Source organism: Streptomyces sp. NPDC104307, assembly GCF_055584045.1.
In genome coordinates this window covers 1446733-1461048 of the sequence record NZ_JBVJMU010000001.1, presented here as the reverse complement: position 1 = coordinate 1461048, position 14316 = coordinate 1446733, and the positions used below count along the sequence as shown (strand labels likewise).

Annotated in this window: 10 protein-coding genes; 5 read left to right on the top strand and 5 right to left on the bottom strand. The window is 73.2% G+C overall.

Translation table 11 applies throughout. The features are described from left to right. Positions 1-148 precede the first annotated feature (148 nt). Positions 149-1537: a GH1 family beta-glucosidase gene (locus tag ACZ601_RS06050; protein ID WP_469533466.1), complete on the top strand. Its 1389-nt coding sequence runs from the start codon at positions 149-151 to the stop codon at positions 1535-1537. A gap of 9 nt (positions 1538-1546) precedes the next feature. On the opposite strand, the gene ACZ601_RS06045 is transcribed toward ACZ601_RS06050, so the two are convergent. Then, a complete protein-coding gene (locus tag ACZ601_RS06045; RefSeq protein WP_469533464.1) occupies positions 1547-2440 on the bottom strand; it encodes an aminoglycoside phosphotransferase family protein in 894 nt (297 codons plus the stop codon). 37 nt (positions 2441-2477) lie between these two features. Further along, entirely contained in the window at positions 2478-3431 is a 954-nt protein-coding gene (locus ACZ601_RS06040; protein ID WP_469533461.1) for a GNAT family N-acetyltransferase, read from the bottom strand. A gap of 205 nt (positions 3432-3636) precedes the next feature. On the opposite strand from ACZ601_RS06040, the gene ACZ601_RS06035 reads away from it, so the two are divergent. After that, the gene (locus tag ACZ601_RS06035; RefSeq protein WP_440576983.1) at positions 3637-4203 is read left to right on the top strand and encodes an FHA domain-containing protein; all 567 of its coding nucleotides are present in this window, start codon (positions 3637-3639) and stop codon (positions 4201-4203) included. 220 nt (positions 4204-4423) lie between these two features. On the opposite strand, the gene lpdA is transcribed toward ACZ601_RS06035, so the two are convergent. Further along, entirely contained in the window at positions 4424-5845 is a 1422-nt protein-coding gene (lpdA, locus tag ACZ601_RS06030) for a dihydrolipoyl dehydrogenase (protein WP_469533459.1), read from the bottom strand. 97 nt (positions 5846-5942) lie between these two features. Between lpdA and ACZ601_RS06025 the strand changes: the two genes are divergently transcribed. After that, complete coding sequence (locus tag ACZ601_RS06025) at positions 5943-6842, top strand: LysR family transcriptional regulator (protein WP_469533456.1); 900 nt, start codon at positions 5943-5945, stop codon at positions 6840-6842. A gap of 151 nt (positions 6843-6993) precedes the next feature. Continuing rightward, positions 6994-8010 carry a cytochrome P450 gene (locus tag ACZ601_RS06020; protein ID WP_469533453.1) on the top strand — a complete coding sequence of 339 codons (1017 nt, stop codon included), beginning with the start codon at positions 6994-6996 and terminating at the stop codon, positions 8008-8010. Here the strand turns inward: ACZ601_RS06020 and treY are convergent. Together treY and glgX are read right to left on the bottom strand one after the other, a co-directional pair. After that, positions 7970-10363: a malto-oligosyltrehalose synthase gene (gene treY, locus ACZ601_RS06015; RefSeq protein ID WP_469533449.1), complete on the bottom strand. Its 2394-nt coding sequence runs from the start codon at positions 10361-10363 to the stop codon at positions 7970-7972. The genes ACZ601_RS06020 and treY overlap by 41 nt on opposite strands. Positions 10364-10454: 91 nt before the next feature. Further along, the gene (gene glgX, locus ACZ601_RS06010) at positions 10455-12629 is read right to left on the bottom strand and encodes a glycogen debranching protein GlgX (RefSeq protein ID WP_469533447.1); all 2175 of its coding nucleotides are present in this window, start codon (positions 12627-12629) and stop codon (positions 10455-10457) included. 377 nt (positions 12630-13006) lie between these two features. Here glgX and ACZ601_RS06005 point away from each other — a divergent pair, with 377 nt between their 5' ends. Further along, positions 13007-14239 (top strand): SAV2148 family HEPN domain-containing protein, encoded by a 1233-nt coding sequence (locus ACZ601_RS06005; RefSeq protein ID WP_440577059.1) that lies wholly within the window; start codon positions 13007-13009, stop codon positions 14237-14239. Positions 14240-14316: the final 77 nt, after the last annotated feature.

Here is a 14316-nt window from a genome sequence, read left to right as displayed (position 1 = left end):
CGATCACCGACCAACGACACTGGATCGAGCCCGTTACTGGCGATTAAGGTCTGGTTCTGATCACTGCCCTGCCGACTTCTGCCATACGCACTCCCTCTTGGACCGTCCCCGATTGCCGGTGGTCCTGCCAACGGCTGTGGAGGCCGAGATGACTGTGCCGACGTTCCCGCCCGGTTTCCTCTGGGGCGCCTCCGCCTCCGCGTTCCAGACCGAGGGGGCCGCGGACACCGACGGCAAAGGGCCCTCCGGCTGGGACGCCTTCGCCGCGCAGCCCGGACGCATCAAGGACGGCGCCGACACCAACCGTGGCACCGGCTTCCACCGGCACTACCGGGAGGACGTCGCCCTGCTGGCCGGCCTCGGCGCCGACGCCTTCCGCTTCTCGGTGAGCTGGCCGCGCGTCGTCCCCGGCGGCAGCGGGCCGGTCAACCCCCAGGGGCTCGACTTCTACGACCGGCTCGTCGACGAACTCTGCGCACACGGGATCACCCCGGCCCCCACCCTCTACCACTGGGACACCCCGCTCCCGCTGGACGAGGCGGGCGGCTGGCTCAACCGGGACACGGCCCACCGCTTCGCCGAGTACGCCGGCGTCGTCGCCGAACGCCTCGCGGACCGCGTCCCCATGTGGATCACCATCAACGAACCCGCCGAAGTGACCCTGCTCGGCTACGCACTCGGTGAGCACGCCCCCGGCCGCACCCTCCTCTTCGACGCCCTGCCCGCCGCCCACCACCAGCTCCTCGCCCACGGACTGGCCGTCGGGGCGCTGCGGGCCGCGGGCGCCGGGAACATCGGCATCGCCGTCTCCCACTCCCCGGTCTGGACCGCGGGCGAGAGCGAGGAGGACCGCTTCGCCGCAGACCTGTACGACACCCTCACCAACCGGCTGTTCTCCGACCCCCTGCTCACCGGCCGCTACCCCGACGAGAACTTCGCCGCACTGATGCCCGGACCGGTCGAGGACGACCTGCGGACCATCTCCACCCCGCTCGACTGGTACGGGGTCAACTACTACAACCCCACCCTCGTCGGCGCTCCTGCGGCCGCCGCCCTGGACACCTTCGCCGGATTCGACATGCCTGCCGAACTGCCCTTCGGGATACGGCAGATCGAGGGATACGAGACGACCGACTTCGGCTGGCCCGTCGTCCCCGACGGACTGCGCGACACCCTCGTCCAGCTGAACGGCCGCTACGGCGACCGGCTCCCGCCGCTCTACATCACCGAGAACGGCTGTGCCATCGACGAACCCGCAGAGGACACCCGCCGGATAGCCTTCCTCGACGCCCATCTGAACGCGCTGCGCTCTGCCATCGACGCGGGTGTCGACGTACGCGGCTACTTCACCTGGTCGCTCACCGACAACATCGAGTGGATCGAGGGGGCGGGCAAGCGCTTCGGCCTGGTCCACATCGACTACGAGACGCTGCGCCGCACTCCCAAGGACTCGTACGGCTGGTACCGCGACATGATCAGGGAACAGAAGCGGCAGGGCGCCGGTCCGGGCGACCGGACCGGCGCGGACCGGGCCTGACGGCCGCCCTCAGGCGGCGGAGGCGAAGACCCGCTCCAGGACCCGGCGGCCCGCCCGGCCACAGGTCTGCTGGCCGCCGGGAAGGCCCCGGTCCCACGCCTGGCCCACCGAGACGAGCGCGAGGGCCTTCAGCACGGCCCGGCCCTGGGCCCGCCGCACGGTCGCCTCGTCCGTCCCGCCGTACGCGGCGAAGAAGTCGCCGTCCGAGCCCTGCGGCAGCAGCTTCCACGCGGCGGCGAGGTCGACGGCCGGATCACCGGCGCAGAGATCACCGAAGTCGACGATGCCGGAGATCGCGCCCTCGGCGACGACGACGTTGGCGGGGTGCAGATCGGCGTGCAGCCAGAGGGCGGGCCCGGTCCACTGCGGCGCCGCGACCGCCCGGTCCCACACCCGGCGCACGCGTGCCACGTCGACCGCCTCCGCGACCCCGGCGAGCAGGGCCTCGAAGTCGCCGGTGGCCGTGGCGAGCGGGCCGCCACGCTCCTCGTCCCTCGGCGCGTCCGCCGGGGCCGGCCGGTGCAGGGCGCGGAGGAACCCCGCGAGGTTCGCCACGGACCGGGCGGCGTCGGTGACCTCGACGCCGTCCGCCGGTTCGCCCGGAACCCAGCTCACCAGGGACCACGGCCGGGGGAAGAGCGCGTCCGGCTCGTGCAGGAACCGGGGCACCGGCACCGGCAGCGGCAGCCGTCCGGCAAGCTCAGGGAGCCACCGGAACTCCTTGCGCAGCAGCTCCGGAGCGCGCTCGGTCATCGGCAGCCGGACGACCAGCTCGTCCCCGAGCCGCCAGAGCTGGTTGTCCCAGCCGGAGGGGACCCGCCGGATCTCCAGACCGGCCAGCTCCGGGTAGCGGCCCCGGACCAGGGTGCGGACGAAGCCCTCGTCGACGCTGTCTCGTTCCACGCGCTCCTCCAAGCGATCACGCCCAGACTATGGTCCGTCAGTCCCACACCATGTCGAACGCGCGCTCGAAGTTGACGTAGCCCAGCCGCTCGAAGGACTTCGCCATCGGTATGTTGCCGAGGTCCGTCGCGGCCCGGATCCGCTCCACCCCGTCCTGCCCGGCCAGCACCCGGGTCCCCTCGGTGAGGAGGTCGTCGATGTAGCCGTGGCCGCGCTGCGCGGGCAGCACACCGATGTACGCGATGATCGGGTTGTAGCTGTTGCGGGCCGGGATCACGAAGCCGACCGGTTCGCCGTCCGGCAGCTCCGCGATGCGCCACCAGTCCCGAGGCGTGGTGTAGCGGGCCAGCTCCTCGTCGTAGTGCTTCTCCGCGGCCCGGAGCGGGGACAGGCCGGAGGCCAGGTCCTGTTGGCCGTGCGCGTCGAGGGTGCCCTCCATCACGGGCGCCATCAGCGCGAGGAGGTCCTCGCGCCCGGCGACCGGGCGGAACCGCAGCCGGCCGCTGTCGGCGGGCACCGGAGTGCCCGCGCGCCACTCCAGGCGCAGCCGCTCGACCAGCATCCGGGCACCGGTGCGCTCCATGACCCGGATCCGGGCCTCGACGGCATCGCGGACCACCGGGTCCTGGCGCCAGTCCGGCGGGACGAACCGCCCGTACTCGGGACGCGGACCGCCGGCGGGCAGTACCGCCGCGCTCGCCGTCTCCAGCAGCCGCAGGCCCACGTCAACGCGGTCCGGCTCCGGCAGGGTGTCGTCCAGGTCGAAGAAGTCGAGAAGGAGCGGCACCTTGCCGTCCTGGCTCCACCACGCGATCCGCGCCACCACCCGCTCGCCCCGCAGCGCCACCCACATCCACTCCGGGCGGCGCCGGCCGGAGTCGAGGTCGTCCGCCAGTTCGTGGTCCAGGACGTAGGGCAGCCGGCGGAAGAGATCCAGCTCCTGCGGGCCGGTCAGCGGACGGATGTTCAGTTCGGGTGGTGCAGTGGGCACAAAGTCTCCAGGAACTACGGGGGAGCGTCCCGACGGTCGTCGGGGCGGCACGGCGGCAGACGGTAGCAACGTCCCGCTCCGGGCGCCCGCGAATATCCGGCGGGGGCGTACGCGAGCCCCGGCCGGTCCGCCCGCGCAGGTCAGGAGCGAGGAAGGGGGCGGCCGTTCTGGACACGTCGGGGCCATCGGCCCGACACTTGTCCCTGTGACGTCCTCCTTCGAGTTCCACACGTATCCCGCGCGGGTGTCCGATGCCCAGCGCGACCGTGTTCTCGGCGTGCTCAGAGAAGGCGCGGCGCAGGGAAGGCTCTCCCACGAGACCTTCATCCGGCGCATGGAACTGGCCCTGACCGCGAACCGCTCGGAGGAACTGGCGGCGCTCACCGCCGATCTGGACACCGGGGGCCGTCTGTCGCGGCAGCTGATCCGGTTCGTCGGCGGGGTCTCCGGCTTTCCCGGCCGGGTGCGCAGGGCCTGGTGGGCGGAGCGGCTGCCCAAGCTGCTGCTGCCGGCGCCGAGTCCGTACCCCCTGCTCATCGGCCGGGACCCGGGCAACGGTCTGCGTCTCAGCCACGAGACCGTCTCCCGGACGCACGCCGAACTCACCGTGCACGGCGGCCGGTGGCTGCTGCGCGACCTGGGCTCGACCAACGGCACCTGCGTCAACGGCCAGCGCGTCACGGGGACGGTCTCGGTGCGCGAGGGGGACCAGGTGAGCTTCGGCACGATGATGTTCCGGCTCTCCGCCCCCGCGCTCAGGCCACCCGCCTAGGCCGTGTCTGACAAATACCGCCTGGCTCGCGACGCCTGGCACTTCCCCGAGCTCTCGGCTTCGCTTGAGCAGGGGAGGCCCCATCGCTCGCGGCGTTGTCGGAGTCGCCCGAGTACGTCCAGTACACGGGCGATCCTCCGCCTTGCGATCGCACGCACCAGGCGCCGCGAGCCCCGCCCTGCGGGCGGACGGCGCTATTTGTCAGACACGGCCTAGGGCCTCACGCCCGCTGGTGCAGCCCCCGGCCCGCCAGGGTCAGGAAGGCCTCACCGACCGCCTCCGAGAGCGTCGGGTGCGGGTGCACATGCTGGGCGACGTCGGACGGGTCGGCGTCCCAGCCGACGATCAGCTGGCTCTCCGCGATCATCTCCGAGACGTGCGGCCCGACGAGATGGACCCCCAGCACCGGGCCGTCCCGCTCCGCGACCACCTTCACCATCCCGCCCTGCCCGTGCACCATGCCCTTGGCGACCGCCGTCAGCGGCATCGTGCCGACCACCACGTCGTGCCCGGCGTCACGGGCCCCGGCCTCGGAGAGCCCCACGGCGGCGGTCTGCGGGGCGGAGTACGTCACCCGGGGCACCGCCGCGTAGTCGACCGGCGCCGGACGCAGCCCGGCCAGCGTCTCCGCCACCAACAGGCCCTCCGCGAAGGACGCGTGGGCCAGCCCCAGGGACGGCGGCGGCAGCAGGTCGCCCACCACGTGAATCCCCGGCACCGAGGTCTCCAGCCGGTCCCAGTCCGCCGGGACCACATACCCGCGCTCATCGGTGGACAGTCCGGCCGCCGCCAGCCCCAGACCGTCCGTCACCGGGACCCGGCCCACCGCCACCAGCAGCCGCTCCGCCTCCACCGTGCGGGTCTCACCGCGCGGGGTCCGGACAGCGGCGCGCACCCCGTCCGCCAGCACGGTCGCCTCCAGCAGCCGCGCACCCGTGCGCACGTCGATCCCGCGCCGCTTCAGCCCGCGTGTCAGGTGCCGGGACACCTCTGCGTCCTCCAGCGGCACGAGCCGGTCCGCCGCCTCCACCAGGGTGACCCGGGCCCCCATCGAGCGGTGCAGGGAGGCGTATTCGACGCCGATCGCCCCGCCGCCCAGCACCAGCACCGACTCCGGCAGACCGGCGGCGAACAGTGCGTCGTCGCTGGTGACCACCCGCCGCCCGTCGGCCGTGAGACCCGGCAGGGTGCGCGGCCGTGACCCGGTGGCCAGCACGATGCCGCGCCGGGCGGCGACCTCCCCGTACCCGCCGATCCGGACACCGCGCGGGCCCGTCAACTCCGCGCTGCCGTACACCACTTCCACCCCGGCGTGGGCGAGATGGCCGGTCACCCCGCGGTGGTTGCGGTCCACGATGTCGTCCCGGGTCGCGACGAGCGCGGGCCAGTCCACCGACTCCAGGGTCGCCTTCACCCCCCACCGCTCACGCGCCTCCGCGATGCCGTCCACCAGCTCCGCCGCGTGCAGCATCGCCTTGCTGGGGATACAGCCCCGGTGCAGACACGTGCCGCCCACCTTGTCGCGCTCCACGAGCACCACCCGCAGCCCGAGTGCCGCGGCCCGCAGCGCGGTCGAGTAGCCGCCCGTCCCCCCGCCGATCACCAGCACATCGGTCTCGGTCACCTTCTCCGTCTGTGTCATAACTCCCACCCTCCGCCCGCTCATTGCCATGAGTCCAAGGCAATGTTTCTGTGGGACCGATGACATACGTCTATGGCAGAGGGCGGGTAGCGGATCGATGAGCCTGCGTCAGATGGAGTACTTCCTGACGGTCGTAGAGGAGACCTCCTTCACCCGGGCCGCCGAGCTGCTCCACGTCACCCAGCCCGCGCTGTCCCACCAGATCAAGGCCCTGGAGCGGACCGTCGGCGGCGCCCTGCTGGAGCGGCTGCCGCGCGGCGTGCGGCTGACCCCGATGGGCCGCGCCTTCCTGCCGCACGCCGAGCGGTCCGTGCGCAGCGCCGCCCAGGCCCGGCGCGCGGCACGGGCGGCGGCCGGCGCGGAGGGCGGCGAACTGCACATCGCCACCGTGCACGCGATCGCCGTCGGCATCCTCCCCGAGGTCTTCGCCCGCTGGCGCGCCGGCCACCCCGGCGTCGGCCTGGTGCTCCACGAGTACGCCACCACGGAGGCCCTGGAGGAACAGATCGAGCGCGGCACCGCCGACCTCGCCGTCGGCCCGCCGCCCGCCGACTGGCCGGGCCCCCTCGTCCCGATCGGTGCGGAGAGCATCGTCCTGGTCGTCCCGTTCGACGACCGGCTCGCCGGGCGCGCCTCCGTCCGCCTCCAGGAGCTCGCGGACCGTCCCTGGGTGCGGTGCGCGATGGAGGCCGTCGTGCACGGCCGGCCGTTCCTGGACTGGGTCTGCGCCGAGGCCGGCTTCGTACCGCGCACTGCGGTGCGGACCGAGCACACCTCGACCGCGGTACGGATGGCCGCCGCCGGGGTCGGCATCGCGACCGCCCCCGCGCATGTCGTACGCGGCGCGGTCGGCGAGGACTGCGCGGTGCTCACCGTCGACCCGCCGTGGTCCCGGCCCCTCGCGGTCTTCTCCCGCGTCGAACTGACCGGCGCCGCCGCCGCGTTCACCGAACTCCTGGCCGCGTCCCGGCCACCGGGCCCCCGGGCCGCCCCCTGACGCCCGTCCGGACCGCCCCCGGCTGCCGCGCGGACGGGCGGCGCGCGCCCCGTCACCCGGACGGCCGCGCGCCGACTGCGGCGGGCCCGTCCGGGTGATCCCCTGAGGGGGACCGCGCCGCACACCGGCGCACCGACCACCGGGGGTACGGATGCAGGCCGACGCCCCAGGAGGCATACCCGCCCCGACGCCCTCGCCCGACCACCGCCCCGCCGGGCCCTCCCGCTCCGCCCGCCCGGGAGCCGGCCCGAGCCTCCTCGCCCCCGGCGCGGCCCGCGACCCGTACCGGCTCTACCGGGTGCTGCGCGAGGACCATCCGCTCTGCTACGACCCCGCACTGGGCGCCTGGCTGGTCAGCCGGTACGACGACGTGGTCGCCGCGCTCACCGGCCCCCGGTTCACCGGCTTCCCGCACGACGGCGCGCCGCGCGGCGGCCCCGCCCCGCTCGGCCTCTGCCACGGCAGCGCCCGCTGCCTGCCCCGCGAGCGGTACACGGTGGTCACCGGCACCGCGCCACGGCACCTGGCGGAGCGGGTCGAGCGGACCGCCTTCGTGCTGGCCCGGCGCATCGCCGGGCGGCGGCAGGCCGATCTCGTCGAGGAGTTCTGCCGCTGGCTGCCCGCGGGCAGCGGCCCCTTCCGGACCCGTGACGGCGACCCCGGCCACCCGGGTGACGGCCCCTGCACCCGGCACACCGGACTGCGTGAGACGGCCCTCGCCTCGTTCCTGGCCAACCTGCTGGACGACCCCGACCTGCTGGCCGCCCTGCGCGTCGAACCCGCGCTCGCCGGCCGCGCCTGGACGGAGACCATGCGCCGGGACCCGCCCGTCCAGGTCGTCCTGCGCCGCACCCTCACCGAGGTCACCCTCAGCGGCGGCACCCTCCCGGCGCGGGCCCCCGTCGCCTGCCTGATCGGCGCGGCGGGACGCGATCCGGAACGGTTCGCCGCACCGGACCTGTTCGACCCCTTCCGCCGCGACCAGGGCCGCACCACCGCAGGACCGGCGGGCTGCCCGGCCGTGGTGCTCGGACGGCTGGAGGCCGAACAGGGGGTGCGCGCCCTGCTGGACGCCATGCCGGGGCTCCGCTGGGCGGACGGATTCCGGCCGTCCGCCACCGGCCTGCTCACCCGTGGTCCGAGGTCCCTGCTGGTCCGGCCTTGCTGAGGAGCGCCACCGGCCGCTCGTCGAACAGTTCGGCCACCGCGACCGTACCGCCGGAGAACTCCCGGCCCGGCGCCAGCAGATCCCGCCACACCCCGTCGTCCGGCAGCGCCAGCTCCGTCCCGCGCCAGCCGCCCGACTCCGCCAGCCGCAGCGACAGCCGGGTGACCGCGGTGACGGCCTCGCCCGAGCGGCAGAAGGCCAGACAGTGCCCGGCCGCCGGTCCGGAGGCCGTCAGCGGGGCGTACGTCCCCGACTCCCCGAACACCCCGGGCCGCTCCCGCCGCAGCCGCAGCGCCGCCGCCGTCAGCTCCTCCTTGGCGGAGGCGGGCGCGTCCGGGTGAGGCGGCGAGAAGGGCCGCCGGTTGTCCGGGTCGACCAGCGCCAGGTACTCGCGCTCGGTGCCCTGGTAGAGGTCCGGCACCCCCGGCATCGTCAGCTGCACCAGCGCCGCGCCGAGCACATTGGCCCGGACATGCGGGGCGAGCGTGGCCGCGAACTCCGCCAGCAGCTCCCGCGCGGGGCCGGTCGCGGCGCCGGGACCGGCGGCCACGAAGTCGGACATCGCCCGCTCGTACCCCGGATCGGGTTCGGTCCAGCTGGTGAAGAGACCCGACTCCCGCACCGCCTTCAGCAGCGCGGGCTCCAGCCGAGCCGCCTGCTCACCGGCCGGGAACCCCACACAGCCGAACGCGGTCTGCCACGCCTGCCACGCCAGCTGCGGATCGGGCGCCGCCGGAGCCTTCCCGGCCAGCTCCGCCACCAGCCGCGACCACCGCCCGGGACACTCGGAGAGCACCGCCACAGCGGCCCGGACATCGGCGCTGCGCTTGGTGTCGTGCGTGGTCAGCGCGGTGCCGGTGGCCGGCCAGTCCCGGGCGAGGCGGGTGCAGAAGGCGTGGAAGTCCGCCGGGGCCACCGCCGGCCTGCCCGGATCACCGCCCACCTCGTTCGCCGAGATCAGCGGCACGTACCGGTAGTACGCGGTGTCCTCGACCGACTTGGCCCGCAGCGCGGACGCCGTCTGCGCGAACCGGTCGCAGAACGCCGCCCGGTCGGCGCCCGGACCCAGCCGCCCCAGCGCCAGCTCCCGCACCACGTCGACGGCCGACGCCTCCTCCCGCACCGCGAACACCGCCTTGGCGTCGCTCACCGCCGTCGCGTCCAGCGCCGCCCCGGCCGACTCCGTACAGGGGCCGCCCGCCGTCACGTACGGGCGGTAGACCGGCACCCGGACCAGCAGCTCACGCACCGCGGTGCGCAGCGCCCACGGGGCGTGGTCGCGCAGCGCGGGGTCCTCCGCGCAGATTCGCGACGCCAGCCGGGTCAGCAGTGCGGTCTCCGCGGCCAGCTCATGGGTGACGACGCGGTACGCGGCCCGGCGCACGGTCGCCTGCCAGTAGCCGCCCCGGTCGCCCGCCGGGGAGGCGGACTCCCGGTAGTGGCCCAGCAGTTCCGCCGCGCCCACCGGGTCGGTGAAGAGGCCGTCGATCCGGTGCAGCGCGTCGTACCCGGTGGTCCCGGCCACCGCCCAGCCGGCCGGCAGCGGCTCCGGGCCGGTGAGGATCTTCTCCACCACCGTCCATGCGCCGCCGCTCGCCCCGGAGAGCCGCTCCAGATATCCGGCCGGGTCCGCGAGCCCGTCGGGGTGGTCGATCCGCAGCCCCTCGACGGTCCCGTCCCGGACCAGTTCGAGAATCTTGGCGTGGGTGGCGGCGAAGACCTCCGGGTCCTCCACCCGCACCCCGATCAGGTCCGAGATGGTGAAGAACCGCCGGTAGTTCAGCTCGGTGCGGGCCAGCCGCCACCAGCAGAGCCGGTAGTGCTGGGCGTCCAGCAGCTCCGGCAGGGCGAGGCCGGAGGTGCCGGTCCTCAGCGGGAACTCCTGATCGCCGTGGCGCAGCACGTCCCCGTCGACCCGGAACCCGTCCATCTGGTCGCCGAGCCGCCCGCCGAGCACGGGCAGCAGGATCCTCCCGTCACCCGCCGCCCAGTCGATGTCGAACCAGCGGGCGTACGGGGAGCCGGGCCCCTCGCGCAGGACCTCGCGCAGCGCGTGGTTGTGCCGGGGGTCCGCGGCCATGTGGTTCGGCACGATGTCCAGGACCAGCCCGAGACCGTGGCGCCGGGCGGTGCGGGCGAGCCGCCGCAGCCCCTCCTCGCCGCCCAGCTCGGCGCGGACCCGGCCGTGGTCGACGACGTCGTAGCCGTGCGTGGAGCCGGGCACTGCTTCGAGCACCGGGGACAGGTGCAGATGGGAGACGCCGAGCGTGGCGAGGTACGGTACGGCGTCCTCGGCGGCCGAGAACGGGAAGTCCGGCTGGAGCTGGAGCCGGTACGTGGCGGAAGGCGTCATGCAGACGTTCGTACCCAGATCCGGGCCGCCTGTGTCACCCCGGCACGCACAAGAGCCCGAGCGGCGGCCCCGTACACCGCGCGGATCCGCCCTACGCGGGCCGCTGGAGCACCACCATGCTCCGGCCCACCAGCGTCACCCGGTCGCCCGCCGCCACCTTCGGGCCCGCCCCGGTCAGCACTCCGGCCGGGCGTGCCGTGTCGACGACGACATGCCACTGCCGGCCGTGGTTCACCGGGACGGCGAACTCCAGCGTCTCGGCGCTCGCGTTGAACATCAGCAGGAAGGAGTCGTCGGAGATCCGCTCGCCGCGGGGACCCGGCTCCGAGATGGCGTGCCCGTTCAGGAAGACCGTCAGGGCCTTGGCGTGTGCGGCCTGCCAGTCCCGCTGGGTCATCTCCTGGCCCTCGGGCGTGAACCAGTTGATGTCGGAGAGCTCGTCGTGCGTGCCCTCCACGGGCCGTCCGTGGAAGAACCGGCGCCGCCGGAAGACCGGATGGTCGCGGCGCAGCCACACCATCGCCCGGGTGAACTCCAGCAGGCTGCGGGAGAGCCCGTCGCCGCCCGGCTCCGCCGCCTCCTCGCCGTCGCCGTCGTCGTCGGCCGCCGACTGGGCCGGGTCCGGCCAGTGCACCCAGGACAGCTCGCTGTCCTGGCAGTAGCCGTTGTTGTTGCCGAGCTGGGTGCGGCCGAACTCGTCTCCGTGGCTCAGCATCGGCACGCCCTGCGACAGCATGAGGGTGGCGATGAAGTTGCGCATCTGCCGCTCGCGCAGCTCCAGCACCTCGGGCCGGTCCGTCTCGCCCTCCACACCGCAGTTCCAGGACCGGTTGTGGCTCTCGCCGTCCCGGTTGCCCTCGCCGTTGGCGTCGTTGTGCTTGTCGTTGTACGAGACCAGGTCGTGCAGGGTGAAGCCGTCGTGGCAGGTGGCGAAGTTGATCGAGGCGAGCGGCCGGCGGCCGTCGTCCTGGTAGAGGTCGGAGGAGCCGGTCAGCCGCCCGGCGAACTCGGCCAGGGTCCGGGGCTCACCGCGCCACAGGTCGCGGACCGTGTCCCGGTACTTCCCGTTCCACTCGGTCCACAGCGGCGGGAAGTTCCCCACCTGGTAGCCGCCCTCGCCGACGTCCCACGGCTCCGCGATCAGCTTCACCTGGCTCACCACCGGGTCCTGCTGCACCAGGTCGAAGAACGACGACAACCGGTCCACCTCATGGAACTGGCGGGCCAGGGTGGCGGCCAGATCGAAGCGGAAGCCGTCCACATGCATCTCGGTCACCCAGTACCGCAGCGAATCCATGATCATCTGGAGCACGTGCGGGGAGCGCATCAGCAGGGAGTTCCCGGTCCCCGTGGTGTCCATGTAGTAGCGCTGGTCGTCGGTCAGACGGTAGTACGAGGCGTTGTCCAGGCCCCGGAAGGAGAGCGTCGGACCCAGGTGGTTGCCCTCCGCCGTGTGGTTGTAGACCACGTCGAGGATCACCTCGATGCCCGCCTGGTGCAGCGCCCGTACCGCCTGCTTGAATTCGAGCACCTGCTCGCCCCGGTCGCCCCAGGAGGCGTAGGCGTTGTGCGGGGCGAAGAAGCCGATGGTGTTGTAACCCCAGTAGTTGGCGAGCCCCGCGTCCGCCAGCCGGTGGTCCTGCACGAACTGGTGGACCGGCATTAATTCGATCGCCGTGACGCCCAGCTCCGTCAGGTGCGCGATGACCTCCGGATGCGCCAGCCCGGCGTACGTGCCGCGCAGCTCCTTCGGCAGCCCCGGATGAAGCATCGTCAGGCCCTTCACATGGGCCTCGTAGATGACCGTGCGGTGGTAGTCCGTACGGGGGCGCCGGTCGTCGCCCCAGTCGAAGTACGGGTTGACCACGACGGACGTCATGGTGTGCGGCGCCGAGTCGAGGTCGTTGCGCGCGTCGGGCCGGCCGAAGGGATAGCCGTACACCGCCTCGCCCCACTGGATCCGCCCGGCGACCGCCCGCGCGTACGGGTCGAGGAGCAGCTTCGCGGAGTTGCAGCGGGCGCCGCGCTCCGGCTCGTACGGCCCGTGCACCCGGAACCCGTACCGCTGACCGGGCATCACGCCGGGCAGATAGGCGTGCCGGACGAACGCGTCGGTCTCCCGCAGTTCCACCGCCGTCTCGGAACCGTCGTCGTGCAGCAGGCACAACTCGATTCGGTTGGCGGCCTCCGAGAAGACCGCGAAGTTGGTCCCGGCGCCGTCGTACGTGGCACCGAGGGGGTACGCCTGTCCCGGCCAGACCTGCATAGATTTCGACTCTTCCACTCTGATGCGGTTGCCTGGGGAATGCGGGCTCCCTGCCAGATCTTCCCCGAAAGGGCGGCCCTTACCTAGGACCGACCGGCAATCGGGGGACGGCGTCGCACAGTCCGGTCAACATCGGGCCCCTTCTTGTCGCCCGGAACCCGAATCCGGTGGACCCGATCGGCCCGCTGCCCGGTATGCGGCTTGCCGTGGGGTGTTTAATCACTATGAATCCGCTCACTACGGCAGATCTCGTCCCCGAGAACAGGCTTGATCCGTAGGGGAGTTGAAGAAGGAGCCTGCGCATCCGGCTGCACCGGCTCCCGCTCCCGGAGTACCCTTCCTTGATCGTTGGTGGGGGAGTGGAAGGCGGTGTGCGGGTGAGCTCGGGAGGCTTCGAGCTGCCCCCAGGTGACGCTGGTCACGAGGGGGACGCCACCGATGTGCCGCCCGGCGCGGTCTCGCTCGCCCGGCCCCTGGAGATCGGCGCAGAGCTGGACTGGGGAGCGGACGCGTGGAGCGAGGTGCGCACCCGTGCGCAGCGGGCCGGGCGCGCCTACATCTGGCTGAATCTCGTCGAACAGCGGCTGCGCGCGGTGGTGGCCGCGGTGCTCCAGCCCATCTACGAGCCGGTGCACGGCGAGGACTGGGTGGTGGCCGCGGCGGGACCCGCCGGACAGGAGTGGGTGCAGCGCGCGGTCGCCGTGCGCGAGGTCTCCCGCCGCAAGGGCTATCTGCTCGACCCGGCCGACGACAACGTCCTGAGCTTCCTCACGCTGCCTCAGCTGCGTGAGCTGATGGTCCAGCACTGGCCCTGCTTCGAGCCCTACTTCGACGACCGCCGCGATGTGGAGCTGGCCCTCGACGAGCTGGAGGTCGCCCGCAACGTGGTCTCCCGCAACCGCGCGCTCAACGAAGCGGTGCTCGCCCAGGCCGAGCGCGCCTCGGCCAGGCTGCTGGAGATCCTCGGCAGCGGCGCCGGGGTGCCGTCCGCCGACCGGCTTCCCGTCGACGCCGTCGAGGAGCTGGTGGGCGACCGGTACGCGGACGTCGTCTCCGTCCACTCCGACCGGGTGCGGCTTCAGCGCCAGCTGCCCGCGGAGGACCTGTTCGGCGGAGCGCGCCGGCTGGACGCGATCGGCATAGGGCTCAATCTGCTGGTGCAGAACTTCTCGGGCCGCCGGCTGATCCGGCTGGCCGAGTCGGGCTGCCGGGTCCGGCTGCTCTTCATCAACCCGGCCAGCAGCGCGGTCAAGCGCCGGGAGCGGGAGCTGGGGCTCAAGAAGGGGGAGCTGAGCCGGACGGTGGAGATGAACATCCTCCACATGCGCCGGGTCCGCTCCAAGCTCCGCGATCCGGACGCCTTCGAGATCCATGTCTTCGACGAGACCCCGCGCTTCACCGCCTACCTGGTGGACGGCGACGGCGCCGACGCGGTGGGCGTCGTCCAGACGTATCTGCGCCGGGCCCGGGGCATGGAGGCGCCCGTGCTGGTGCTCAGGGGCGGCGGCCGCGCGGTGGTGCGGGCCGGGCAGGACAGCGAGCACGGCCTGTTCGAGACGTACCGCGAGGAGTTCGAGTCCGTGTGGACCGACTCCCGGCCGGTCTCCTGACGGACGGACCTCGGGAGGGTGCTGTCAGTGGCCCGTGCGAGGGTGGTCGTCACCTGGGGGAAGCACCACGAAGGAGG

Excerpts from the sequence above, each read along its gene's own strand:
- ACZ601_RS06050 (WP_469533466.1), top strand. The coding sequence starts at position 149 with ATGACTGTGCCGACGTTCCCGCCCGGTTTCCTCTGGGGCGCCTCCGCC.
- lpdA (WP_469533459.1), bottom strand. The coding sequence starts at position 5,845 with ATGACACAGACGGAGAAGGTGACCGAGACCGATGTGCTGGTGATCGGC.
- ACZ601_RS06025 (WP_469533456.1), top strand. The coding sequence starts at position 5,943 with ATGAGCCTGCGTCAGATGGAGTACTTCCTGACGGTCGTAGAGGAGACC.
- ACZ601_RS06020 (WP_469533453.1), top strand. The coding sequence starts at position 6,994 with ATGCAGGCCGACGCCCCAGGAGGCATACCCGCCCCGACGCCCTCGCCC.
- treY (WP_469533449.1), bottom strand. The coding sequence starts at position 10,363 with ATGACGCCTTCCGCCACGTACCGGCTCCAGCTCCAGCCGGACTTCCCG.
- glgX (WP_469533447.1), bottom strand. The coding sequence starts at position 12,629 with ATGCAGGTCTGGCCGGGACAGGCGTACCCCCTCGGTGCCACGTACGAC.